Here is a 23,554-nt window from a genome sequence, read left to right as displayed (position 1 = left end):
TGGTCAATGGCGAGACGGCAAGCGTGCTGACCGGCGTCACCACCAGCGGCGGCAGCGGCACCAACGCCGGCAGCTACCTGCTGACCGCCAGCGGCAGCGATGGCAACTACGCGCTGACCTTCGTCGATGGCGTCCTGAGCATCGACAAGGCCGCCCTCACCGTCACCGCCAACGACGCGACCAAGACCTACGATGGCCTGGCCTGGAGCGGTGGCAATGGCGTGCGTTTCGAGGGTTTCGTCGACAGCGAGGATGCCACTGTGCTCGACGGCCAGTTGGAGTATGGCGGTTCGTCCCAGGGTGCCGTACAGGCCGGCGACTACCTTATCGGCCTTTCAGGCCTGGCCTCGGACAACTACGCCATCGCCTACCTTGATGGCCGCCTGCTCATCGAGTCCAGCCCCGGGAACGGGCGCTCGCCCAGTCTGCCGGACGGCCTGGCAGCGGGCCATATCGAACGGCCCGTGCGGCAATACGAACGGGAACAGCTGCTACTGGTCGGGATGGCGGGCACCGGTGCCGCGCGACAGGGCCGCATGGCCGACCTGCCACTGCAGGTGGAGGAAAACCTTGTTCGTCTGGATGAGTGACCCGGCGCGTCGGAGGACGCGCCGGGTCATATTCAGAAGAAGCCGAGCGGGTTGATGTCGTAGCTGACCAGCAGGTTCTTGGTCTGCTGGTAGTGGTCGAGCATCATCTTGTGGGTCTCGCGGCCGACGCCGGACTTCTTGTAGCCACCGAACGCGGCGTGCGCCGGGTACAGGTGGTAGCAGTTGGTCCACACGCGGCCGGCCTTGATGCCGCGGCCCATGCGGTAGGCGCGGTTGATATCGCGGGTCCAGACGCCGGCGCCGAGGCCGAACTCGGTGTCGTTGGCGATGGCCAGGGCTTCCGCTTCGTCCTTGAAGGTGGTGATGCTCACCACCGGGCCGAAGATCTCTTCCTGGAACACGCGCATGTCGTTGGTGCCCTTGAGCAGCGTCGGCTGGATGTAGTAACCGGTGGCCAGGCCGCCTTCCAGTTTCTCCGCTGCACCACCGGTGAGCAGCTCGGCGCCCTCTTCGCGGGCGATGTCGAAGTAGGAGAGGATCTTGTCGAACTGCTGCTCGGACGCCTGGGCGCCGACCATGGTGTCGGTGTCCAGCGGATCGCCGCGCTTGATCTGGCCGATCTTCTTCAGCACTACCTTGATGAAGTCGTCGTAGATCGACTCCTGCACCAGCGCGCGCGACGGGCAGGTACAGATCTCGCCCTGGTTGAAGAACGCCAGCACCAGGCCTTCGGCGGCCTTCTCGATGAACTCCGGCTCGGCGCGCATGATGTCCTCGAAGAACACGTTCGGCGACTTGCCGCCCAGTTCGACGGTGGAGGGAATGATGTTCTCCGCCGCGCAATGCATGATGTGCGAGCCGACCGGAGTGGAACCGGTGAAGGCGATCTTGGCGATGCGCTTGCTGGTGGCCAGCGCCTCGCCGGCCTCGCGGCCGAAGCCCTGGACGATATTCAGCACGCCCGGGGGCAGCAGGTCGCCGACCAGCTCGATGAACACCGTGATCGACAGCGGCGTCTGCTCGGCCGGCTTGAGCACGATGGCGTTGCCGGCGGCCAGTGCCGGGGCGAGTTTCCAGGCGGCCATCAGCAGCGGGAAGTTCCACGGGATGATCTGCCCGACAACCCCCAGCGGCTCGTGGAAGTGATAGGCGGCGGTGCTGTCGTTGATCTCGGCGGCGCCGCCTTCCTGGGCGCGGATGCAGCCGGCGAAGTAGCGGAAGTGGTCGGCGGCCAGCGGCACGTCGGCGTTGAGGGTCTCGCGGACCGGCTTGCCGTTGTCCCAGGTCTCGCTGACGGCCAGCAGTTCGAGGTTCTGTTCGATGCGGTCGGCGATCTTCAGCAGCACCAGCGCGCGGTCCTGCACAGAGGTGCGGCCCCAGGCGTCGGCGGCGGCGTGGGCGGCGTCGAGGGCCTTGTCGATGTCCTCGGCGGTGGAGCGGGGGAACTCGCCGATCGCTTCGCCGTTGACCGGCGAGGTGTTGGTGAAGTACTGGCCTTTGACCGGCTCGACGAACTCGCCGCCGATGTAGTTGCCGTAGCGCTTCTTGAAGGAAACGATGGCACCTGGGGTGCCGGGTTGCGCATAGATCATGATGGGGCCTCTTTCGTTGTCTTCGAGTCGATCTGCAAGGCCTGCGCTCGCTGGCAGGCCATAATCGATATTAGGCAGCGCGACGACGACCCCGGAATGCCCCCATGGGCGATAGCGTCTACTCATTTGGTAGTAAACGGCCCTACCCGCCGCGGAGCCTGTTCAAAGTCTCACCAGCCAGGACGGCCAAGTACGCCAGGCGGTAGAGGTTTCGCCGTCCAGTCGCGCACGGCGCCACACAGGCCTGGAAATGGCTATCGTCAAGAAAAATGCAGCGATCCGCCCGGAACCACCATGAAAAGATGACAAGCAGGCTCTTGCCGATGCAACGATACCCCCAAGGATCATGGACGCTCAGAAATCGTCTTCGACCTGCCCATCCCGGGTGCGAAATTCCCGGTTCTGCAGATAGGCGTTGCGGATGAAGATATAGCGATCCCCGCTGATCATCCTCTCGGCCGCCAGCAGGCTGGCGCGGGTATCGACGACATCCACCCCGAGCATGCTGTTGCGCGAAGGCACATCACCCATGTAGCGGTACGGTTTCAGGAAGGAATCCGGTACCCGCCCGAAGGCATCGCGTACGGTGCTCGGCCCCAGCAGCGGCAGCACTACATAAGGTCCATTGCCCAGGCCCCAGACGCCCAGGGTCTGGCCGAAGTCCTCGTCGTTGCGCTGCAGGCCCATACGGCTGGCGACATCGACGAAGCCCAGCAGGCCGAAGGTGGTGTTGAACAATATGCGGCTGGTGTCCACGCCGGCATTGTGCAGCTTGCCCTGCAGCAGGTCGTTGCCCAGCACCACCACATCGCCGATATTGCGGAAGAAATTGCCGATACCATCCTCGATCGGATCGGGCGTCACCTTCTGGTAACCCTTGGCCAGCGGTTTGAGGGTGTAGCGATCAAGCGTGTCGTTGAAGCGGAAGACCGCGCGGTTGAAACCTTCCCATGGATCTTCCTCGGCCTGTGCCGCAACGGCACAGAGCGACGCCACACAGCACAAAGACGCGAGTGTGGCGATACGGCCTAGTTTCTTCATACCGAACGCATGCATGCAGACATCCCCTGACGGATATGGACAGTAGTGGTCGAGTGGAGGGGGATTATAAAGCCATCGCCGCCACTGGCGGCAAAAACCCGCAACAGAGCCGACAAAAGCGCTAGAGGCTGGAAAGCTGGACGAAAAACACTGCTTGCCACGCGCTTTCGTCCAGCCTTCCAGCGCTCTTTTCGGCCCTTTGAGCGCATAGCGCAATCGCCCTGCCGCGCAACCGCCCTGGATTGCATTTCGTCTTTCGGACAGGCAGTCTTTCCCGCCATTTGCTCTCCTCCCCCATACACTGGATCACTGCGTCATGCCGTTGCAGATATGCATTCTGGAAACCGATGTTCTCCACCCCGACCTGAGCGAGCTTTACCAGGGCTATGCCCGAATGTTCCAGCGCCTGTTCGAAAACCAGCCGATTGCCGCGGAATTCTCCGTATTCAATGTATTCCAGGGCAATTACCCGCCGCCTGGGCAGCGCTACGACGCCTATCTGGTCACGGGCAGCAAGGCCGACTCCTTCGGTAGCGATCCCTGGATCCAGACCCTGAAACGATATCTGCTGGAACGCTTCCTCGCCGGGGACAAGCTGCTGGGTATCTGCTTCGGCCATCAGTTGCTGGCCCTGCTGCTCGGCGGCAGGGCGCAGCGCGCCGAACGTGGCTGGGGGCTGGGCCTGCACCGCTACCGGCTGGAACATCGCCCGCAATGGATGCAACCCGCGGTGGAGGAACTGACGCTGCTGATCAGCCATCAGGACCAGGTCACGCACCTGCCGGAAAATGCCACCCTGCTGGCCTCCAGCGACTTCTGCCCGCACGCGGCCTACTGCATCGGCGACCAGGTGCTGTGCTTCCAGGGCCACCCGGAATTCGTCACCGACTACTCCCGTGCCCTCCTTGACCTGCGCCGTCCGAACTATGGCGAGCAGCTCTACCAGAGCGCGCTGCAGAGCCTGCAGGACGAACACCATGGCCGTGTCGTGGGCGCCTGGATGCTGCACTTCATCGCTTGGAACAGGTAGGCAGAAGGCGACACAAACGCTGGCTGGAGGCTGGAGGCTGGAGGCTGGAGGAAACAGGGTGCCCTCCTTCTCATCCAGCGCTTTTCTCGGCTCTACAGCTTCAGCCTAGAGCCAGCCGTAGTGCCGGAAACTGGCATACAAACCGACACAACCGGCGGCCAGCAGCCCCAGTACCCCGAAGTAGCCATACTGCCATTCCAGCTCCGGCATGAAGCGGAAATTCATGCCGTAGATGCCGGCCACCGCTGTGGGAAACGCCAGAATCGCCGCCCAGGCGGCGAACTTGCGCTGTGTCACGCTCTGCCGCGAGGCTTCCAGCAGCAACCCGGTCTCGATGGCATGGTCGGCCATCTCGCGCTGCATGCCGACATCCTCCAGCAAACGGCTGACATGGATCGCCACGTCTCGGAAATAGGGACGCATGTGCTTGTCGATGAACGGGAAATCCAGGCGCTGCAACTCCTGGCAAATTTCCGCCAGTGGCCCGATATGGCGCCGCAAACGCTGCAGGTCGCGGCGCAGGCGATGAATGAGTTGCACATCGGCCTGGGTCAGAGAATGCTCCAGGACATTCTGTTCGAGCGCCTCCAGTTCGGCGTAATAGGTGTCCATCAGCGGATGGTAGCTTTCGATGACGAAGGACAGCAGCGCGTACAGTACGAAGTCCTCGCCATGTGCCAGCAACAGCGGACGCGCCTCGCAGCGCTGGCGTACATGGGCATAGGATGGCGAGTCACCGTAGCGCGCACTGATGACATAGCCCTTGCCGGCGAACAGTTGCGTCTCGACGAACCTCAGGTCGCCATCGACCCGCAACGGCGAATAGACCACCAGGAACAAGGCATCACCGAAGGTTTCCAGCTTCGCCCGGGTATGCCGTTGCAAGGCATCTTCCAATGCCAGTTCATGCAGGCCGAACTGCCGCTGCAGGCCCTGCAACTCATCCGCACTCGGGTCGTGCAGGCCGATCCAGACGAAATGCTCCGGCTTGCGTGACCACTCGAGCCCCTCATCCAGACTGATATCGGTGACCTTGTGGCCACGGCTGTAAACCGCGGCACCGACTACGCTTCCCATCTATGGCTCCTTCTGGCCGCACCTGCCGGCTGACATCGCCGGTTTGTATCATATACCGCCGCCATATGGGGCCCGGCCGGCCGCACCGGTGGTCGGCGACATTAAAGTTCCAGCGTCGGCAGCCGCCAACATGGGCAATATCCTCGTTTCCTCCGGTGCCCGCCAATGAGCCTTTTGCCCTCCTTGTCCACCTCATCCAGCAATGTCGCGACCTTCAACAAGGCGCAGAACGGCAGCGCGGCGGCGCACGCGCAGCAGACACTGGCCAACCGTCTCAACGAACGCCTGGGCCTGCCGGCGGCAACACCCGGCGGCCAGGCCAGCGACTACACCCCGGAGAAAGTCGCCGCACGCATCATCGGCTTCGCCGAGCAGACCCTGCAACGCGAAAAGGCCGCTGGCGCCGACCCGGAACGCCTGGAATACATACTCGGTGAAATCCGCAAGGGCGTGGATAAGGGTATCGGCGAGGCCCGGGACATACTGGACAGCCTGGGTGTATTGCAGGGCAAGGTGGCAAGCGATATCGACGACACCTATTCGCGCATCCAGACAGGCCTGGATACCCTGCAGAAGGGCTATACCGAAGTCCCCGACAGTACCACCAGCCTGATTCAGTCGGTCTTCAGCCAACGTTCTGCCGCACTGGCCGAAAGATTCGAACTGTCGGTGACTACCAATGACGGCGATGTGCTGCGCATCTCCATCGCCCAGGCCTCGGCGGCCTGGTCCTCCAGCAGCCTGACTACGGCAGCCAATGGCAACGCCACGGCCACGCAAGCGCGCAGCGAACAGGGCTATCTGAACGTCAGCGGCTGGCAGGTCAGTGTCGAGGGCGAATTGGACGACGAAGAAAAAGCCGCCCTGGAGAAGCTGCTGGGCCAGGTGGGAGAACTGTCCGACCGCTTCTTCTCCGGCGACTACAATGGCGCCTTCGATCGTGCCCTGGAACTGCAACTCGACGGCGAGCAACTGCTCTCCATGTCGCTGCAACTGACCCAGACCAGCGTGCGCCAGGCAACCAACACCTACAGCAGCGTCGCCAGTGGCGGCACCCAGGCCATCAGTGTCTCGAACCCGGCCCTGGCCGAATACGCCCGTGGCCTGCTGGAGGCACTGGCAAGCGCCGACAGCCTGCTGCGTGATGGCAAGAGCAGTCTCGAACGCCTGCTCACCGGCGCCCTGAGCCTGGACCCGCGCGCCACCCCGCAAGGCCTGGAAAAAGCCGGACAACTCAACGAGCGACTGTTGCAGGGGCTGCAGGGCGACGACTGACAAGCGAGGCAAAGCCGCAGGCCGAAGGGAAACGGGCCGCTGCCCGTGCCTTTCGGCCTGCCTCCAGCACCACCATCGAAGCCCCCGCCACTGGGTAACGGCATTGCGGGCCGTCTGGTGCCCTATGCGGGGCTGGTCTACGACCTCGATACGCACTACTCGCTGTATGCCAGCTACACCGACATCTTCATGCCGCAGACCTACTACCGTGACCGGCAGAACAAACTGCTGGAGCCCAACCTGGGGAGGAATCATGAAGTCGGTATCAAGGGCGAGTTTCTCGACGGGCGCCTGAACGCCAGCCTCGCCTGCTTCGAGGTCCGGCAGGGCAACCGGCCGGAGTCCGATCTCGCTGCCGACCTCAGCTTGAACGCAGCCCCCTACGTTGGCATCGAAGCGAAAACCAAGGGTTATGAAGCCGAGGTATCTGGCGAGCTGGCGCCGGGCTGGCAGGTCCAGGCAGGCTATGCGCACAAGATCAGCCGCGATGACGATGGCGACAAGGTGTCCACCTGGGAGCCCGAGGATCAGGTCAGTCTCTATACCCGCTACCGTCTTGGTGGCGCACTTGACCGCCTGACAGTGGGCAGTGGGCAGTGGCGCACGCTGGCAGAGCCAGGGTTGGCAGATACTCAACAACAGGCCGAAGAATACCCAGGAAAAATTCGCCCAGGACGCTTACTGGCTGGTCAACCTGATGGCCCGCTACCAGATCACCGACAACCTCTCGACCACGCTCAACATCTATAACCTGTTCGACAAGAAGTACTGCACCAACATCGGCTTCTACAGCTCCGCTTATTACGGCGACCCACGCAACCTGATGCTGACCACCCGCTACGACTTCTGAAGCAGCAAAAGCAAAAAGGCCGACAGGAAAACCTGTCGGCCTTTTTAACGTCTACAGGGTCTATCAGCCGCGTCGCCCACCGCCTTTGGCATGGGCCAGCCGGCGTACCGTATCCACCAGCAGGTCGACCTCGCCCACGGTGTTGTAGAACGCCAGCGACGGCCGCACCGTCGCCTCCACGCCGAAGCGGCGCAGGATCGGCTGCGCGCAGTGGTGCCCGGAACGCACCGCGATACCCTCGCGGTTGAGCGCCGCGCCCACCTCTTCCGTACGGTAGCCGTCGAGCACGAACGACAGCACGCTGGCCTTGTGGGCCGCCGTGCCGATCAGGCGCAGGCCGGGGATGGAGGTCAGACCACGGGTGGCATAGACCAGCAGGTCATGCTCGTAGCGGTAGATGTTCTCCAGCCCGATGCGCTCGACGTAATCCAGCGCCGCGCCCAGCCCCACCGCGTCGGCGATGTTGCCGGTGCCGGCCTCGAAGCGCGCTGGCGCCGGCTGGAACTGGGTGTGCTCGAAGGTCACGTCGGCGATCATGTTGCCACCACCCTGCCAGGGCGGCAGCGTGTCGAGCAGGTCCTTCTTGCCGTAGACCACGCCGATGCCGGTCGGCCCGAACACCTTGTGCCCGGAGAACACGAAGAAGTCCGCATCCAGCGCCTGCACGTTGACGCGCATGTGGGACACCGACTGCGCGCCATCGATCAGCACCCGCGCACCGGCCGCATGCGCCAGGGCGATGATCTCCTGCACCGGCGTCACCGTGCCCAGCGCGTTCGACACCTGGGTGACGGACACCAGCCTGGTCCTCGGGTTGAGCAGCTTGGCGTACTCCTCGAGGAGGATCTGCCCGCTGTCGTCCACCGGGATCACCCGCAGCTTCGCCCCCACTTCCTTGGCCAGCAACTGCCAGGGCACGATGTTGGCATGGTGCTCCAGGTTGGAAACGATGATCTCGTCCCCCGCGCCGATGTACTTGCGCCCGAAGGTGTTGGCGATCAGGTTGATCCCCTCGGTGGCGCCGCGCACGAAGATGATCTCGCTGCTCGAACGCGCCCCGAGCAAACGCGTCGCGCTGTTGCGCGCCCCTTCGTAGGCGTCGGTCGCCCGTGCCGCCAGTTCGTGCGCGGCGCGGTGGATATTGGAGTTCTCGTGCTCGTAGAAGTAGCTGACGCGGTCGATCACCACCCTGGGCTTCTGCGTGGTCGCGGCATTGTCGAACCAGACCAGCGGCTTGCCGTTGACCCGCTCCGCGAGGATCGGGAAATCGCGGCGCACCGCCTGTACGTCCAGCCCGCCAGTGGCGGCAGCCTGCGGCTGCCCCGAGCGCTCCGGCGCCTTCTCGATGCCCGGCGCGCGCCCGGCATCGTCGAGGAAGTAGAAGTGCCCGCCCGACGAACGCGACGACGGGGCTGCCGAAGTAGCCCTGGGCTCGCTGACGATCGACTGCAGGATGTCGCCCAGCGCATCGCCTCCCGGCAATGCATAAGGCTGCGCGTCGATACGGCTTTCCCGCACGGGTGCGGCTTCCGAGCCCGAAGCGGCGGGATAGCCCGCCTCCTCGCCGGCGAAGTAGTAAGGCGCTGCCGGCGCCGGAGCACCGCCGCCGGTCGGCGCGACGGTCGCGGCCCCCGGGTAGACCTGGGGAATCGCCGCGCTGTAGGCCTGCGGCGAACCGAGGTCGAGGCCATCGGCGACGCCCGCCGGCGGTGTCGCCTGGAGCGGCGCCTCATGGGGCAGCGGAGCTGGCGCCGCGGCCGGCACCCCCGTCGGTTGCGGGGTACCGCCACCGGGCAGGCTGGAGAACAGTTCGTTGGCCAGTTGCGTCAGTACGCCGAGGTCCGGCAGCCCGGCGTGCGCGCTGGCGTCCGGCTGGGCCTGGGGGTTACTTGTAAGTGTCTGGATAGTCATGGTACTTGCCGACCTCCACGTCATCGAGCACTGCCAGAGCATCCTCGGTCAGCACTGCCAGCGAGCAGTACAGCGAGATCAGGTAGGAGGCGATAGCGTTGCGGTTGATACCCATGAAGCGTACGGACAGGCCCGGGCTCTGCTCGCCGGCGACACCCGGCTGGTACAAGCCGATCACGCCCTGGCGCTTGTCGCCCACGCGCAGCAGCAGGATCTTGGTCCTGCCCTCGTCATCGAACGGAATCTTGTCCGAGGGAACCAATGGCAGCCCGCGCCAGGTCAGGAACTGCGCACCGAACAGGCTGACGGTGGGTGGCGGCACGCCACGGCGGGTGCACTCGCGGCCGAAGGCGGCGATGGCCAGCGGGTGGGCGAGGAAGAAAGCCGGCTCCTTCCAGACCTTGGCGATCAGCTCGTCCAGGTCATCCGGCGTCGGCGCGCCGGTCAGGGTGGAGATGCGCTGGGCCGGATCGACGCTGGCCAGCAACCCGTACTCGGGGTTGTTGATCAGTTCGCTCTCCTGGCGCTCCTTGATGGTCTCGATGGTCAGGCGCAACTGCTCGCGAATCTGGTCGTGCGGGCTGCTGTAGAGGTCGGAAACGCGGGTGTGTACATCCAGAATGGTGGTCACGGCGTTGAGGAAGTACTCGCGCGGCTGCTCGTCATAATCGACGAACGTCTGCGGCAGCACCGATTCATCACGCTGGGTGCAGGCTACCTGCACATTGAGCGGATTCTTCACCCGGTTCAGGCGGAAGATACCCGCCTCGACCGGCGTCCATTGCAGCAGGTGCACCAGCCAGCGTGGCGTGATGGTGGAAAGTTGAGGGACGGTTTTTGTCGCATTGGCGAGTTGGCGCGCAGCGCTGTCGCCCAACGCCAGGCGTACATCCTGGTTGTCGGCCATGAATAGCTCCAGATGAGTTCGATTCGTGGGGCCGGGATGGTTCGTCGTCGACTACCCCACGTTGCCCACCTGGTTTTGTATGCTCGCCTGGGTGACGTTGCTGCCTTTGGGCACGCTACGCGTCAGCCAGACATTTCCACCGATGGTGGACCCCTCACCGATGGTAATGCGCCCGAGGATGGTAGCCCCGGCGTAGATCACTACATCGTTTTCAACTATAGGATGCCGCAATTGCCCCTTGAGCAGTTGACCTGAATCATCCGATTCGAAACGCTTGGCGCCCAGGGTGACGGCCTGGTAGATGCGCACACGGTCGCCGATTATGGCCGTCTCACCGATCACCACGCCAGTACCATGGTCGATGAAGAAGCTCTCGCCTATATGCGCTCCCGGATGGATGTCGATGCCGGTCGCCGAGTGCGCCAGCTCCGAGATCATCCGCGCCACCAGGGGCAGGCCGGCATTATAGAGGTGGTGGGCCAGGCGGTGGTGGATCACGGCCAGGATGCCCGGGTAGCACAGCAGCACCTCATCGACGCTACGCGCCGCCGGGTCGCCCTGGTAGGCCGCCAGCACATCGCTATCCAGTAGGCGCCTCAGCCCCGGCAGGGCCTCGGCGAAATCCCGCACGATGGACTGGGCACGCTCATGGATATCCTGGCCAGCCTCCGGCGCTCCAGCGCGCTGGCGCGCGGCATGGCGCAATTCGAGGCGGACCTGGGCCAGCAGGTTGTTGAGGGCGGCATCGAGGGTATGCCCGACATAGAAATCCTCGCTTTCCTGGCGCAGGTCATGGGGCCCCAGGCGCATCGGAAACAGCGCACCCGACAGGCTCTCGACGATCAGCCCGATGGCGGCTCGCGAAGGCAGTTCGCGCCCTCCCGGCTCCTGGCTGCGCCCGGTGCTGCTGCGCCAGGCGCGACGGGCATCGCGCAGCTCGCCCACGATACGTTCCAGTTGCCACTTGTTGGCCACGGGTGGCCGCTTCGAATTCAGCTCGTCACTCATCATCAGGTCCATAGGGCAGGCTCGCGGACAATGCCGCGGCTTCGCCTCGTATAAAAAGGGCAGATACCACGCCTGCCATGATTCGGGGAATGTTACTCGCCACGTCGACGCATGTCGCCGTCAGTCCTGGACCCAGGGCAGTTCCCAGTGCCGCCAGCCGCCCGAGTCACCGCGTTGCCGCTGGGCATCGAGATCACCCTCGAAACCTTCCAGGACATTGAACACATGCTCGAACCCCGCGGCTGTCGCGGCGCTCGCAGCGGCGGCCGAGCGCTTGCCGCTGCGGCAGAGCAGCACCAGCACCCGGTCCTTCCCCGCCTTGTTCTCCAGCTCGCGCAGGAAGCGCGGGTTCTTGATCATCGCCGGGCCAGTCTGCCAGGCGACATGCAGGCTGCCGGGCACATGCCCGACATACTTGAGCTCCTCCGCGGTGCGTACATCGACCAGTGTCGCCGCCCCACTCTCCACCAGGGCCCAGGCCTCGGGGGGATAGAGACTGCCGGCGTGGCCGGCCCCGCTTTCGTTCGCCCTGGCCCGGCCTCTGGCCAGCAGGGTTTCACTCGCAAGCGACGAGACTTCTTGCAGATTTTCCGGGCGCCGGGTGGTGATGGAGGTTATTTCGGCGGCTAAGGCTGGCATGGCATGTCCTCTAGTTGGCTAGTCGGGGCTGGCAGTTTGCTGCCACACCTGATGGAGCCGCTACTTTATGCCGCCCAGAACATGGCAAAAAATAATTAATGTTTTTATTTAAATAACTAAAAGAAATAAAAAATCACTCAATCTCCTTTCACTCATCGTGCCGGCGGGCCATGGACCTCGATCAGAAAAACAAAAAAGAATATGAAAATGATCAAATATTCTTTTAAAGAATATCCCGGTCTGTTTAATAATCCGCCCCAAGCTCAGGCAGCGACTGGCCGGAGCAGAAACTCTGTCAATGGAGCCAATAACCATGAGTGCCACCCTACGAAGCGTCGACGGTCAGGACCAGGCGACACTCCTGAACGAAATCCAGAACGCTCTGCGCGGCCTTCGCTTTGGTGCGGTGGAAATCACTGTACACAATGGGCAAGTCGTCCAGATCGAACGCAAGGAGAAATTCCGCCTGCAGAGCCCATCCGGCAAAACCTCATCCTGACACCTGTCCCCGACAGGCCCGACTGGAAAACCGGAGGGTTCAAGAATGAAAGCGACCCCAGCCATGAATATGCATTGCCACTGCCAACCCCGAATGCGGGGCTGACTGCGATACCGCTCGACCCAACATTGCATTGCCTACAAGGAGCTACACCCATGACTATTCGCCGTTTTGCCCTCGCCGCCCTGGCCAGCGCCCTGATCGCCGGCCCGGCGGCCGCCCAGACTCTGCTCAACGTCTCCTACGACCCGACCCGTGAGCTTTATGTCGAGTTCAACCAGGCCTTCAACAAGCACTGGCAAGCCCAGGGCAACGAAGCCGTCACCATCCAGCAATCCCACGGTGGCTCGGGCAAGCAGGCCCGCTCGGTGATCGACGGCCTGCGCGCCGACGTGGTGACCCTGGCCCTGGCCGGTGACATCGACGAGCTGTACAAGATCGGCAAGCTGATCCCCGAGAACTGGCAGGAACGCCTGCCGGATGCCAGCACCCCCTACACCTCGAGCATCGTGTTCCTGGTGCGCAAGGGCAACCCGAAAGGCATCAAGGACTGGGACGACCTGATCAAGCCGGGCGTGGAAGTCATCACCCCCAACCCTAAGACCTCCGGCGGCGCGCGCTGGAACCTGCTGGCCGCCTGGGCCTATGCCGACAAGAAATACGGCGGTGAGGACAAGGCCAAGGAATTCGTCGAGAAGCTCTACAAGAACGTCCCGGTACTGGACACCGGTGCCCGCGGCTCGACCATCACCTTCGTCAACAACAAGATCGGCGACGTATTGCTGGCCTGGGAAAACGAAGCCTTCCTGGCACTCAAGGAAGAAGGTGGCGATGCGCTGGAAATCGTCGCACCGTCGCTGTCGATCCTCGCCGAGCCGCCGGTCACCGTGGTCGATGCCAACGTCGACCGCAAGGGCACGCGCAAGGTCGCCGAGGCCTACCTCAACTACCTCTACAGCGACGAAGGCCAGCGCCTGGCGGCCAAGCATTTCTACCGCCCGCGCAACCCGGAGATCGCCAAGGAGTTCAGCCAGCAATTCTCCGATATCGAGTTGGTGACCATCGACAAGCACTTCGGTGGCTGGAAAGAAGCCCAGCCGAAGTTCTTCAACGACGGTGGCGTGTTCGACCAGATCTACCAGGCGCACTGATCGCACGAAGCCGCGGCAAATAGCCGAAAAGATCACTGGAGGCGGGAGGCGGGACGAAATGCGGAGGCAGTCCGTGCTTTCGCCCGGCCTCCCGCCTCCAGCGTCTTTACCGAGGCTCATCGCCCGTTGATAACGATATAATAGCCGGCTCGGCCTGACAGCCACTCGAGAGGTTTCCATGTCCCGTCGTACTTCCCCCGTCATACCCGGCTTCGGGCTGACGCTGGGCTACACCCTGGTGTACCTCAGCCTGTTGGTGCTGATCCCCCTGGGCGCCATGTTCGTCTATGCGGCCCAGCTCACCTGGGCCGAATTCTGGGCCATCATTTCCGCACCACGGGTGCTGGCCGCGCTGAAACTCAGCTTCGGTACCGCCTTCCTCGCCGCCTTGCTCAACGGCGTGATCGGCACCCTGCTGGCCTGGGCGCTGGTGCGCTACGTGTTCCCCGGACGCAAGATCATCGAAGCGATGATCGACCTGCCCTTCGCCCTGCCCACCGCGGTGGCCGGTATCGCCCTGACCGCCCTCTACGCGCCCAACGGCCCGGTCGGCCAGTTCGCCACCGCGCTGGGTTTCAAGATCGCCTACAGCCCTCTGGGGATCACCCTGGCACTGACTTTCGTCACCCTGCCGTTCGTGGTGCGCACCCTGCAGCCGGTACTGGCCGATATCCCCCGGGAAGTCGAGGAAGCCGCCGCCTGCCTGGGCGCCAAGCCGCTGCAGGTGTTCCGCCACGTACTGCTGCCGGCACTGCTGCCGGCCTGGCTGACCGGCTTCGCGCTGGCCTTCGCCCGCGGCGTTGGCGAATACGGCTCGGTGATCTTCATCGCCGGCAACATGCCGATGAAGACCGAGATCCTGCCGTTGCTGATCATGGTGCAACTGGACCAGTACAACTATGTCGGCGCCACCGCCATCGGCGTACTGATGCTGGTGGTGTCCTTTATCCTGCTGCTGCTGATCAACCTGCTGCAGCGCCGCATTTCACGTTCCTGAGGAGGTCATCATGTCTTCTGCCACATTGACCACCTCCGCCAGCAACGCCGCGCGCCGCGGCAATGCCTGGGGGCGCCGGCTGCTGATCCTGAGCGCCTGGCTGGTGTTCGTACTGTTCCTGCTGCTGCCGTTGCTGGTGGTGGTCAGCCAGGCCCTGCAAAAAGGCTTCGGGCCGTTCTTCGAAGCCATCATCGAACCGGACGCGCTGGCCGCACTGCGCCTGACGCTGCTGGCCGTGGCCATCTCGGTGCCGCTCAACCTGGTGTTCGGCGTGGCCGCCGCCTGGTGCGTGAGCAAGTACGAGTTCCGCGGCAAGAGCATCCTGGTCACGCTGATCGACCTGCCGTTCTCGGTCTCGCCGGTGATCGCCGGCCTGGTCTACGTGCTGCTGTTCGGCGCCCAGGGCTTCTTCGGCCCGTGGCTGCGCGAGCATGACATCCAGATCATCTTCGCCGTGCCCGGCATCGTCCTTGCCACCCTGTTCGTCACCGTGCCCTTCGTCGCCCGCGAACTGATCCCGCTGATGCAGGAACAGGGCACCCAGGAAGAGGAAGCCGCGCGCCTGCTCGGCGCCAACGGCCTGCAGATGTTCTGGCACGTGACCCTGCCCAATATCAAATGGGGCCTGATCTATGGCGTGGTGCTCTGTACCGCCCGTGCCATGGGTGAGTTCGGGGCGGTGTCGGTAGTCTCCGGGCATATCCGCGGCTATACCAACACCCTGCCGCTGCACGTGGAGATCCTGCATAACGAGTACAATCACATCGCTGCCTTCAGCGTCGCCAGCCTGCTGTTGCTGATGGCCCTGCTGATCCTGCTGCTCAAGCAGTGGAGCGAATCCCGAATCAACAAACTCAAAGCCAGTGCCGACGAAGAATAGGAACCTGCCACATGTCTATCGATGTCACCAACGTCAGCAAGAACTTCAATACATTCAAGGCACTGGACAATATCAACCTGAATATCCAGAGCGGTGAACTGGTCGCCCTGCTCGGCCCCTCCGGCTGCGGCAAGACCACCCTGCTGCGCATCATCGCCGGCCTGGAAACGCCGGACAGCGGCACTATCGTATTCCATGGCGAGGATGTTTCCAGCCACGATGTGCGCGATCGCAAGGTCGGCTTCGTGTTCCAGCACTACGCCCTGTTCCGCCATATGACGGTGTTCGACAACGTCGCCTTCGGCCTGCGCATGAAGCCCAAGGGCGAGCGCCCGAACGAAACCACGATCAAGAAGAAAGTCCACGACCTGCTCGACCTGGTGCAGTTGGACTGGCTGGCCGACCGCTACCCGGAACAGCTCTCCGGTGGCCAGCGCCAGCGTATCGCGTTGGCCCGCGCCCTGGCGGTGGAACCCAAGGTACTGCTGCTCGATGAACCCTTCGGCGCCCTGGATGCCAAGGTGCGCAAGGAGCTGCGCCGCTGGCTGGCGCGCCTGCACGAGGAAGTGCACCTGACCAGCGTGTTCGTCACCCATGACCAGGAAGAGGCCATGGAAGTCGCGGACCGCATCGTGGTGATGAACAAGGGCGTGGTCGAGCAGATCGGCTCGCCGGGCGAGGTCTACGACAAGCCGGCCAGCGATTTCGTCTACCACTTCCTCGGCGATGCCAACGAACTGCAGACCGAGACTGGCCAGCAGTTGCTGTTCCGCCCCCACGAGGTGTCGTTGTCACGCCTGGAACTGAGCGGTTACCTGGCTGGCGAAGTACGTGATATCCGCCCACTGGGCGCCATCACCCGCGTCACGCTGAAACTGCCGGGGCATGAACAGTTGATCGAAGCGGAAGTGGCCAAGGATCACCAGAGCCTGGCCGGCCTGGTGCGGGGCGAGACCCTGTTCATCAAGCCCAACGACAACGCCATCAGCGCCGTCGGGCAACCGGCCTGAACGAGCCCCGCCGGTGGGCGCGCTGCGGTGGCGCCCCACTCGCGGGCAAGCCCACTTCCTCTCTGCCGGCTTTGCGTAGATACAAGGGTGCGCCGCGCGTACCCTACGCGTCGGCTTTCTTGCGAATCCAGTAGAGGTAGGTGCCATCCCGCTCCTGCTGCTCGACCAGCTCATGGCCGAGGAACAGGCAGAACTTGGGGATATCCCGCCGCGTGGAGGGATCGGTGGCGATGACCTTGAGCAAGGCGCCGGCATCCAGCCCGCGCACCTTGTTGTGCAGCATCATCACCGGCTCGGGGCAATTCAGCCCGCTGGCATCGAGAACCGCGTCAGCGCTACACATGGCGCGCTCCCTCCTGATCGAAAGCGGCGATTGTCACGCAAAAGCCCTTGCCGACCAAGCTCGAATCCCGGGGCCACTCAAGCCAGCCGCCGCACATGGCAGGTCACCTCCTCGCGGTCGTGGTAAAGCTGCTTGCAGCCGATCCGCGCCTTCACCCCGCGCCCGGCCAGGCCGGCGGCGATACGCTCGAGCAGGCGCGTGACCTCGGCATAGCGCTGTTTCATCGGCAGCTTGAGATTGACCACCGCTTCGCGACACAACCCCTCGCCGATCCAGGTTTCCAGCAGCGCGGCGTTGCGCGCCGGCTTCTCGACGATATCGCAGACCATCCAGTCCACCGGGCGCCGCGGGCGGAAGGCGAAGCCGTCGGCCCGCTGATGATCGACCATGCCGCCGTCCATCAGGCTCTCGGCCATCGGCCCATTGTCCACCGCGGTCACGCGCATCTGCCGGTTGACCAGTTGCCAGGTCCAGCCGCCCGGCGAGGCCCCCAGGTCGACCGCCGTCATGCCTTCGGCCAGGCGCTTGGCCCATTGCTCGCGCGGGATGAAGTGGTGCCAGGCCTCTTCCAGTTTCAGGGTCGAGCGGCTTGGCGCCTGGCGGGGGAATTTCAGCCGGGGAATGCCCATCGGCCACAAGGCGCTGTTATCCGCCTCGGCCACGCCGACGAAGACTTCCCGCCCGCTCTTGAACGTCAGCAGCAGGCGCTTGCCACCCTGCCCCTCGCGCAAGCGCCCGGCGGCGATCAGCGCCTTGCGCAAGGGCGCCTCGAACTTGCGGCAGAAGGTCGACAGTTCCTTGCCATCATTGCTGTCCAGCACCTCCAGCCAGAGCCCGGAACAGACCGGATGGTCGGCCAGGTGCCGCAGCAGCACACTGATGCGGTCGTGTTCCGGCAATTGCAGGTAGCTGCCGCGCGCCCACTGGCGGGGAAATATCAGTTCGTCGAAACGCAGCCCCTGCATCAGCCGTTGCGCCGAACCCGGCTCGCTGCAGACGAACTCGGCACAGGCACTGGCCGGCTTGCCCCTGGCGTAGCCAGCCACCCCGGCCAGCGCCGCCCGCTCACTGATCTCGGCGCAGACCTCGCCTTCGAAGCCAGGACGGCAATGCAGCAGCAATGTATTCATGGTGAGTGATTCCGCAGCGGTGAAGGCGCGCATGATAGCGGAACGGATGGAACCGACGCGCCCCTGATCCAGTCCAGTAGATAGGAGCCTGCCGAATGCGCAGCAGCACGCCACCCCTATCTTGCGGCCTGTGCATGGCAGAAACCGTCGACGGCTGGCCACAGGAGCGCCCTACAACTCTTCCAAAGCGCCCCCGCCAACCATCGCGACGATGCTCTCTCATGGCAGAGCGACGACTACACGACCCGCTCTGCCATATCCCAGATGGCCCGACCGTGCGGGCACAAGGAGATAAGGTATGCCCTCGCTGGACAGTTTGAATTGCCGCCGTAGCCTGACGGTCAATGACGTGACCTACGATTATTTCAGCCTGCCCGAAGCGGCTCGCCAACTCGGCGATATCAGCCGCCTGCCGACATCGCTCAAGGTACTGCTGGAAAACCTGTTGCGCTGGGAAGACGGCGTCACCGTCCACCCCGGCGACTTCGAAGCACTGGCGGCCTGGCTGGGCACCCGCAGCTCGGACCGCGAGATCCAGTACCGCCCGGCCCGGGTGCTGATGCAGGACTTCACCGGGGTGCCCGGCGTGGTCGACCTGGCGGCGATGCGCGACGCGGTGGCCAGGGCCGGAGCCGACCCGCAGAAGATCAACCCGCTGTCGCCGGTGGACCTGGTGATCGACCATTCGGTGATGGTCGACCGTTTCGGCAGCCCGGCGGCCTTCCAGCAGAACGTCGATATCGAGATGCAGCGCAACGGCGAACGCTACGAGTTCCTGCGCTGGGGCCAGCAGGCCTTCGACAACTTCCGCGTGGTGCCGCCGGGCACCGGCATCTGCCACCAGGTCAACCTGGAATACCTTGGCCAGGTGGTCTGGACCCGTGACGAACAGGGCGCCACCCTCGCCTATCCCGACACGCTGGTCGGTACCGACTCGCATACCACCATGATCAACGGCCTCGGCGTACTCGGCTGGGGCGTCGGCGGCATCGAGGCGGAAGCGGCCATGCTCGGCCAGCCGGTATCCATGCTGATCCCCGAAGTGGTCGGTTTCCGCCTCGCCGGACGCCTCAACGAAGGCGTCACCGCCACCGACCTGGTGCTGACCGTCACGCAGATGCTGCGTGCCCATGGCGTGGTCGGCAAGTTCGTCGAGTTCTACGGTCCCGGCCTGGACAACCTGCAACTGGCGGACCGCGCCACCATCGCCAACATGGCGCCGGAATACGGCGCGACCTGCGGTTTTTTCCCGGTCGACCGGATCACCCTGGACTACCTGCGCCTGACCGGCCGCGACGAACAGCGCATCGCCCTGGTCGAGGCCTACAGCAAGGCCCAGGGCATGTGGCACGACCACGACAGCCCCGAACCGCTGTTCAGCGCCAGCCTGGAGCTGGACCTGGCCAGCGTGCGCCCGTCCCTGGCCGGGCCGAAGCGCCCGCAGGACCGCGTGAGCCTCGGCGATATCGGCGCCTCCTTCGACCTGCTGCTGGAAACCAGCGGGCGCACCGCGCAGATCGACACAAGGTTCCCGGTGGCCGGCGAGGATTTCCAGCTCAAACATGGCGCCGTGGTGATCGCCGCCATCACCTCCTGCACCAATACCTCCAACCCCAATGTGCTGATGGCCGCCGGGCTGCTGGCGAAAAAGGCCCTGGAGCGCGGCCTGCAGCGCCAGCCCTGGGTGAAATCCTCGCTGGCGCCAGGCTCCAAGGTGGTCACCGACTACCTGGAACGGGCCGGCCTGACGCCCTACCTGGACGAACTGGGCTTCAACCTGGTCGGCTATGGCTGTACCACCTGCATCGGCAACTCCGGGCCGCTGGACGACAGCATCGCCGAGGCGATCACCGACAACGACCTGGTCGTCTCCTCGGTACTTTCCGGCAACCGCAACTTCGAGGGGCGCGTGCATCCACTGGTCAAGGCCAACTGGCTGGCCTCGCCCCCCCTGGTGGTGGCCTTCGCACTGGCCGGCACCACCCGTATCGACATGGACCGGGAACCGCTGGGGCATGACCGCCAGGGCCAGCCGGTGTTCCTGCGCGATATCTGGCCGAGCAGCGCCGAGATCGCCGCGGCGGTCGCCAGCATCGACGGCGAGATGTTCCGCAGGCGCTATGCCGATGTGTTCAGCGGCGACGCCAGTTGGCAGGCGATCCCCGTGACCGAGGGCGACACCTACCAGTGGAACGCCGCCTCCAGCTATGTGCAGAACCCGCCGTTCTTCGAGGGTATCGGCGAGCCACCCGCCCCGCCGAAGAATGTCGAGAACGCGCGTATCCTCGCCGTATTCGGCGACTCCATCACCACCGACCATATTTCCCCCGCCGGCAATATCAAGGCCAGTTCCCCTGCCGGGCTCTACCTGCAAACCCTGGGTATCGAGCCGCAGGACTTCAACTCCTACGGTTCGCGGCGCGGCAACCATGAAGTGATGATGCGCGGCACCTTCGCCAATATCCGTATCCGCAACGAAATGCTCGGCGGGGAGGAAGGTGGCAACACGCTCTATCAACCCGGCGCCGAGAAAATGCCCATCTATGACGCCGCCATGCGCTACCAGGAGGCTGGAACACCCCTGGTGATCATCGCCGGCAAGGAATACGGCACCGGCTCCAGCCGTGACTGGGCGGCCAAGGGCACCAACCTGCTCGGCGTGAAGGCGGTGATTGCAGAAAGCTTCGAGCGCATACACCGCTCCAACCTGATCGGCATGGGCGTGCTGGCCCTGCAGTTCGTGGACGGCCAGACACGCCAGACCCTCGGCCTCAGGGGCGACGAGAAAATCTCCATCGGCGGCCTGGAGGACGGCCTCACGCCACACCAGCGGCTGCGGGTCGACATCGAGCGCGCCGATGGCTCGCGCGGTGGCTTCGAGGTGCTGAGCCGGATCGACACCCTCAACGAAGTCGAGTACTTCAAGGCGGGTGGCATCCTGCATTTCGTCCTGCGCCAACTGCTCGCAGAGGCCTGACCCAGCGTAGGGTCGCCTTGGCCGCAAAACGTCCGAGGCGGCGGCGCCCCATTCACGGGCGAGCCCGCTCCTATCAATCCAGAATCTTAAAAACTTTCGATTGTCGGGTAATACGAGGGCGAGGCAGTGCGACCGGATTGGCAATAGTGTCTCTGGCTTCAGGATCGTAGAGCGCGATCTCGGGCTCACCGCCCCTGTGCGAATGCCTGGTGGCGGGACGGGGCACGCGTGAATACATCCCTGTAGCTCTTCGCCGCCATCCCTGGCGGCGAAGGCCCCGTCCCGCCACCAGGCATCCGCACAGTCACTATCGGCGCTGCCTGAACGAAACAGCCGGCGAAACCGCAAGTTCTACGGATGATTCGGCACCGCGCTGACGGATCTTTCCATAGCCGCCTCGGTATTCGCCGCGAGCCCGGCCGACCCTGATACGAAACCTTCGCCGGCAGGGATGTCGGCGAAGAGCGCCCCTTATTCATATGAGCTGCGGGTTCATGGGGGGGCGTAGCGGGGCTGGATGGGACCGCGACTTCACGCTCAGCAGAACACCGACAGCGGCGTACGAGAAACACACGCTTGATTGCCAATCCGGTCGCAACAAGGCAGCACACGCCTATCCAGCCTGCACGACCATGATCCGGTATTTCATGCGCTCGTCCCGGTAGGCGGAAAAGCTCGCTCGCCCATACGCGATCACAGCGAACTGTGCCGACAATGGTCCCAGGCCGATACCGGACAAGCCACTCTCCTACTCGGCTGCGAACACACCCGTGTGGACTACGGCTGCTTTCCCCCGCGCGGCCGAACTCCAATATCTGGCGCACCTGTTCGCTACACGGCAGTGCTGCGGCGAAGACGCAGAGGAGGCTTCTACGGGCATCCGGGTGTCTCGACATTGGTCGTAACGAGCAGGCGAGGATTCCGGAATACAGGCCGACAACAATGCCGTAAAATCTACTACCAGATTTTAGTTTCCATTGATTGCCGCTCCACTCGCTCGAAAAACGAGACGTCCCCCATGAGGCGCGTCCAAACTCGTCATCCTGCCAGGCGTCCTTTCACTCATGCGTAACAACCAGCCGGTCACACAACACGAATACTCGTTCCCCGATCAGCAGCGGTTGATCTCGACCACCAATCTCAAGGGTCAGATCAGCTACTGCAACGACATCTTCGCCGAAGTCAGCGGCTTCACTCGGGCGGAGTTGATCAATGCACCGCACAACCTGATCCGCCATCCGGACGTGCCACCCGCGGTATTCGCCCATATGTGGCAGACCCTGCAACAGGGCAAGCCGTGGATGGGCATCGTCAAGAACCGCCGCAAGAATGGCGACTACTACTGGGTCAACGCCTATGTCACCCCCATCCTCGACGGCCAGCGCGAGATCACCGGCTACGAATCGGTACGCACCAGGCCGACCGAAGAGCAGGTCCGCCGCGCGAGGGAATTGTATGCCAGGCTGAATGCCGGCAAGAGCGGGGTACCGCGGCGGGATCGCTGGTTGCCGATCATCCTCAACTGGCTACCGTTCATCCTGATCAGCCAGATCGGCTTCATGGTCGGCATCTGGCTGGACCACCACTGGGGTTTCATCCTCGCCGCCCTGCTCTCCGTGCCGCTCGGACTGGCCGGCCTGCGCTGGCAGCAACGTGGCATGCAGCGCCTGCTGCAACTGGCCAGGCAATCCACCAGTGATCCGCTGATCGCCCGCATGTACACCGACAGCCGCGGCTCGGAAGCCCAGTTGGAACTGGCGATGCTCAGCCAGCAGGCGCACCTGAAGACCTGCCTGACACGCCTGCAGGACAGTGCGGTGCAACTGCAGAAACAGGCTGGCGAGGCCGACCGGCTGGCGCAGAACTGTTCATCCGGGCTGTCACGCCAGAGCCAGGAGACCGAACAGGTCGCCGCGGCCATCAACCAGATGGCCGCGACCACCCAGGAAGTCGCCGGCAATGTGGCGCATGCCGCCAGTGCCACCCGCCAGGCCAGCGAACTGACCCGAGAAGGCCGCGAGGTCACGGCGCAGACCCGCAAGACCATCGAGAACCTGGCTGACTCGGTGGCCAGGACCGGCAGCGCGGTAGAGCAACTGGCCAGCGGCAGCGAACACATCGGCGGCGTAGTGGACGTGATCAAGGGCATCGCCGAGCAGACCAACCTGCTGGCGCTCAACGCCGCCATCGAAGCAGCCCGCGCCGGCGAGAGCGGGCGTGGTTTCTCGGTGGTGGCCGACGAGGTTCGCCAACTGGCATTGCGCACGGCGGATGCAACAGGGCAAATCCACCAGTTGATCGAACAGTTGCAGCAGCAGGCCCGCCATGCGGTGGACACCACCCACCATGGCCAGGCGGAAGCCGGCCAGGGCGTCGAACATATCGTGCAGGCCGACCAGGCGCTGAGCGCGATCAGCCAGGCCATGGAAGAGGTCATCGAAATGACCACGCAGATCGCCTCGGCCACCGAACAGCAGAGCAGCGTCAGCGAAGAGATCAGCCAGAACGTCTCCACCATCGCGCGACTGGCTGGCGAAACCACCGGGGATGCGCAGAAATCCGCCCTGCTCAGCGAAGAGCTGACCGCCACGGCCCAAGGGCAGTATTCGCTGGTCGAGCGCTTCAATCGCTGAACGACGGAAAAACTCATGGGCAGGTAATTGCCCATGAGCCTGGTGTCGCGTCA

The 23,554-nt window shown here is 64.0% G+C and carries 19 protein-coding genes and 1 pseudogene; 11 read left to right on the top strand and 9 right to left on the bottom strand.

Features of this window, described 5'->3' with window-relative positions:
- Positions 1-590 (top strand): MBG domain-containing protein (locus DNJ95_RS19215; RefSeq protein ID WP_207388787.1); only part of this gene is annotated, 590 nt, incomplete at its 5' end.
- 32 nt (positions 591-622) lie between these two features.
- Here the strand turns inward: DNJ95_RS19215 and exaC are convergent.
- Positions 623-2,143, bottom strand: a complete 1,521-nt coding sequence (gene exaC / locus DNJ95_RS11590; protein WP_131184886.1) for an acetaldehyde dehydrogenase ExaC — start codon at positions 2,141-2,143, stop codon at positions 623-625.
- Between the two features lie 354 nt (positions 2,144-2,497).
- Positions 2,498-3,184, bottom strand: a complete 687-nt coding sequence (locus DNJ95_RS11585; protein WP_131184885.1) for an MlaA family lipoprotein — start codon at positions 3,182-3,184, stop codon at positions 2,498-2,500.
- A 316-nt stretch (positions 3,185-3,500) separates the two neighbouring features.
- Between DNJ95_RS11585 and DNJ95_RS11580 the strand changes: the two genes are divergently transcribed.
- Positions 3,501-4,214, top strand: coding sequence for an amidotransferase (locus DNJ95_RS11580; RefSeq protein ID WP_131184884.1), 714 nt, complete (start codon positions 3,501-3,503; stop codon positions 4,212-4,214).
- A 105-nt stretch (positions 4,215-4,319) separates the two neighbouring features.
- Here DNJ95_RS11580 and DNJ95_RS11575 read toward each other — a convergent pair whose 3' ends face one another.
- Complete coding sequence (locus DNJ95_RS11575) at positions 4,320-5,291, bottom strand: magnesium and cobalt transport protein CorA (protein ID WP_131184883.1); 972 nt, start codon at positions 5,289-5,291, stop codon at positions 4,320-4,322.
- A gap of 165 nt (positions 5,292-5,456) precedes the next feature.
- Between DNJ95_RS11575 and DNJ95_RS11570 the strand changes: the two genes are divergently transcribed.
- Positions 5,457-6,566: a DUF5610 domain-containing protein gene (locus tag DNJ95_RS11570; RefSeq protein ID WP_131184882.1), complete on the top strand. Its 1,110-nt coding sequence runs from the start codon at positions 5,457-5,459 to the stop codon at positions 6,564-6,566.
- 108 nt (positions 6,567-6,674) lie between these two features.
- A pseudogene (locus tag DNJ95_RS11565) lies at positions 6,675-7,416 on the top strand (TonB-dependent siderophore receptor); the annotation flags it as partial.
- A 63-nt stretch (positions 7,417-7,479) separates the two neighbouring features.
- Here DNJ95_RS11565 and DNJ95_RS11560 read toward each other — a convergent pair.
- The 4 genes from DNJ95_RS11560 to DNJ95_RS11545 all read right to left on the bottom strand — a co-directional run bounded on the left by DNJ95_RS11560 (position 7,480) and on the right by DNJ95_RS11545 (position 11,881).
- Positions 7,480-9,327: a family 2A encapsulin nanocompartment cargo protein cysteine desulfurase gene (locus tag DNJ95_RS11560; protein WP_131184881.1), complete on the bottom strand. Its 1,848-nt coding sequence runs from the start codon at positions 9,325-9,327 to the stop codon at positions 7,480-7,482.
- Complete coding sequence (locus tag DNJ95_RS11555) at positions 9,302-10,234, bottom strand: family 2A encapsulin nanocompartment shell protein (RefSeq protein WP_131184880.1); 933 nt, start codon at positions 10,232-10,234, stop codon at positions 9,302-9,304. Before DNJ95_RS11555 ends, DNJ95_RS11560 begins: the two co-directional genes overlap by 26 nt.
- 51 nt (positions 10,235-10,285) lie before the next feature.
- Positions 10,286-11,242, bottom strand: coding sequence for a serine O-acetyltransferase EpsC (gene epsC / locus DNJ95_RS11550; protein WP_131184879.1), 957 nt, complete (start codon positions 11,240-11,242; stop codon positions 10,286-10,288).
- A gap of 120 nt (positions 11,243-11,362) precedes the next feature.
- Complete coding sequence (locus DNJ95_RS11545) at positions 11,363-11,881, bottom strand: rhodanese-like domain-containing protein (protein WP_131184878.1); 519 nt, start codon at positions 11,879-11,881, stop codon at positions 11,363-11,365.
- Positions 11,882-12,194: 313 nt separating this feature from the next.
- On the opposite strand from DNJ95_RS11545, the gene oscA reads away from it, so the two are divergent.
- The 5 genes from oscA (at position 12,195) to DNJ95_RS11520 (ending at position 16,418) form a co-directional block, all read left to right on the top strand.
- Positions 12,195-12,380, top strand: coding sequence for a sulfur starvation response protein OscA (gene oscA / locus DNJ95_RS11540; protein ID WP_131184877.1), 186 nt, complete (start codon positions 12,195-12,197; stop codon positions 12,378-12,380).
- Positions 12,381-12,535: 155 nt separating this feature from the next.
- Positions 12,536-13,531 carry a sulfate ABC transporter substrate-binding protein gene (locus DNJ95_RS11535; protein ID WP_131184876.1) on the top strand — a complete coding sequence of 332 codons (996 nt, stop codon included), beginning with the start codon at positions 12,536-12,538 and terminating at the stop codon, positions 13,529-13,531.
- 178 nt (positions 13,532-13,709) lie between these two features.
- On the top strand, positions 13,710-14,528 hold the full coding sequence (gene cysT / locus DNJ95_RS11530) for a sulfate ABC transporter permease subunit CysT (protein WP_131184875.1): 819 nt from the start codon (positions 13,710-13,712) through the stop codon (positions 14,526-14,528).
- 10 nt (positions 14,529-14,538) lie between these two features.
- Entirely contained in the window at positions 14,539-15,408 is an 870-nt protein-coding gene (cysW, locus tag DNJ95_RS11525; RefSeq protein WP_131184874.1) for a sulfate ABC transporter permease subunit CysW, read from the top strand.
- A gap of 11 nt (positions 15,409-15,419) precedes the next feature.
- Positions 15,420-16,418, top strand: coding sequence for a sulfate/molybdate ABC transporter ATP-binding protein (locus DNJ95_RS11520; RefSeq protein WP_131184873.1), 999 nt, complete (start codon positions 15,420-15,422; stop codon positions 16,416-16,418).
- A 103-nt stretch (positions 16,419-16,521) separates the two neighbouring features.
- Here the strand turns inward: DNJ95_RS11520 and tusA are convergent, their stop codons facing one another.
- Both tusA and rlmM read right to left on the bottom strand, forming a co-directional pair.
- Positions 16,522-16,761, bottom strand: a complete 240-nt coding sequence (tusA, locus tag DNJ95_RS11515; protein ID WP_131184872.1) for a sulfurtransferase TusA — start codon at positions 16,759-16,761, stop codon at positions 16,522-16,524.
- Between the two features lie 77 nt (positions 16,762-16,838).
- Complete coding sequence (gene rlmM, locus DNJ95_RS11510) at positions 16,839-17,891, bottom strand: 23S rRNA (cytidine(2498)-2'-O)-methyltransferase RlmM (RefSeq protein ID WP_131184871.1); 1,053 nt, start codon at positions 17,889-17,891, stop codon at positions 16,839-16,841.
- A gap of 298 nt (positions 17,892-18,189) precedes the next feature.
- On the opposite strand from rlmM, the gene acnA reads away from it, so the two are divergent.
- Together acnA and DNJ95_RS11500 are read left to right on the top strand one after the other, a co-directional pair.
- Positions 18,190-20,868 carry an aconitate hydratase AcnA gene (gene acnA / locus DNJ95_RS11505; protein WP_131184870.1) on the top strand — a complete coding sequence of 893 codons (2,679 nt, stop codon included), beginning with the start codon at positions 18,190-18,192 and terminating at the stop codon, positions 20,866-20,868.
- A 1,064-nt stretch (positions 20,869-21,932) separates the two neighbouring features.
- On the top strand, positions 21,933-23,501 hold the full coding sequence (locus DNJ95_RS11500; protein ID WP_131184869.1) for a methyl-accepting chemotaxis protein: 1,569 nt from the start codon (positions 21,933-21,935) through the stop codon (positions 23,499-23,501).
- The last annotated feature ends 53 nt before the right edge of the window (positions 23,502-23,554 follow it).

The organism is Stutzerimonas kirkiae (assembly GCF_004327335.1).
Lineage (GTDB): Bacteria > Pseudomonadota > Gammaproteobacteria > Pseudomonadales > Pseudomonadaceae > Stutzerimonas > Stutzerimonas kirkiae.
The sequence above is the reverse complement of the archived record's forward strand: the minus strand, read 5'-3'. Positions and strand labels throughout refer to the sequence as shown.

What these genes read in the sequence shown, in the direction of transcription:
- DNJ95_RS11585 (WP_131184885.1), bottom strand. Translation starts at nt 3,184, where the DNA reads ATGAAGAAACTAGGCCGTATCGCCACACTCGCGTCTTTGTGCTGTGTG.
- cysT (WP_131184875.1), top strand. Translation starts at nt 13,710, where the DNA reads ATGTCCCGTCGTACTTCCCCCGTCATACCCGGCTTCGGGCTGACGCTG.
- DNJ95_RS11555 (WP_131184880.1), bottom strand. Translation starts at nt 10,234, where the DNA reads ATGGCCGACAACCAGGATGTACGCCTGGCGTTGGGCGACAGCGCTGCG.
- DNJ95_RS11570 (WP_131184882.1), top strand. Translation starts at nt 5,457, where the DNA reads ATGAGCCTTTTGCCCTCCTTGTCCACCTCATCCAGCAATGTCGCGACC.
- DNJ95_RS11535 (WP_131184876.1), top strand. Translation starts at nt 12,536, where the DNA reads ATGACTATTCGCCGTTTTGCCCTCGCCGCCCTGGCCAGCGCCCTGATC.
- DNJ95_RS11575 (WP_131184883.1), bottom strand. Translation starts at nt 5,291, where the DNA reads ATGGGAAGCGTAGTCGGTGCCGCGGTTTACAGCCGTGGCCACAAGGTC.
- cysW (WP_131184874.1), top strand. Translation starts at nt 14,539, where the DNA reads ATGTCTTCTGCCACATTGACCACCTCCGCCAGCAACGCCGCGCGCCGC.
- epsC (WP_131184879.1), bottom strand. Translation starts at nt 11,242, where the DNA reads ATGAGTGACGAGCTGAATTCGAAGCGGCCACCCGTGGCCAACAAGTGG.
- exaC (WP_131184886.1), bottom strand. Translation starts at nt 2,143, where the DNA reads ATGATCTATGCGCAACCCGGCACCCCAGGTGCCATCGTTTCCTTCAAG.
- rlmM (WP_131184871.1), bottom strand. Translation starts at nt 17,891, where the DNA reads ATGAATACATTGCTGCTGCATTGCCGTCCTGGCTTCGAAGGCGAGGTC.
- DNJ95_RS11520 (WP_131184873.1), top strand. Translation starts at nt 15,420, where the DNA reads ATGTCTATCGATGTCACCAACGTCAGCAAGAACTTCAATACATTCAAG.
- DNJ95_RS11560 (WP_131184881.1), bottom strand. Translation starts at nt 9,327, where the DNA reads ATGACTATCCAGACACTTACAAGTAACCCCCAGGCCCAGCCGGACGCC.
- oscA (WP_131184877.1), top strand. Translation starts at nt 12,195, where the DNA reads ATGAGTGCCACCCTACGAAGCGTCGACGGTCAGGACCAGGCGACACTC.
- DNJ95_RS11500 (WP_131184869.1), top strand. Translation starts at nt 21,933, where the DNA reads ATGCGTAACAACCAGCCGGTCACACAACACGAATACTCGTTCCCCGAT.
- tusA (WP_131184872.1), bottom strand. Translation starts at nt 16,761, where the DNA reads ATGTGTAGCGCTGACGCGGTTCTCGATGCCAGCGGGCTGAATTGCCCC.
- DNJ95_RS11545 (WP_131184878.1), bottom strand. Translation starts at nt 11,881, where the DNA reads ATGCCAGCCTTAGCCGCCGAAATAACCTCCATCACCACCCGGCGCCCG.
- DNJ95_RS11580 (WP_131184884.1), top strand. Translation starts at nt 3,501, where the DNA reads ATGCCGTTGCAGATATGCATTCTGGAAACCGATGTTCTCCACCCCGAC.
- acnA (WP_131184870.1), top strand. Translation starts at nt 18,190, where the DNA reads ATGCCCTCGCTGGACAGTTTGAATTGCCGCCGTAGCCTGACGGTCAAT.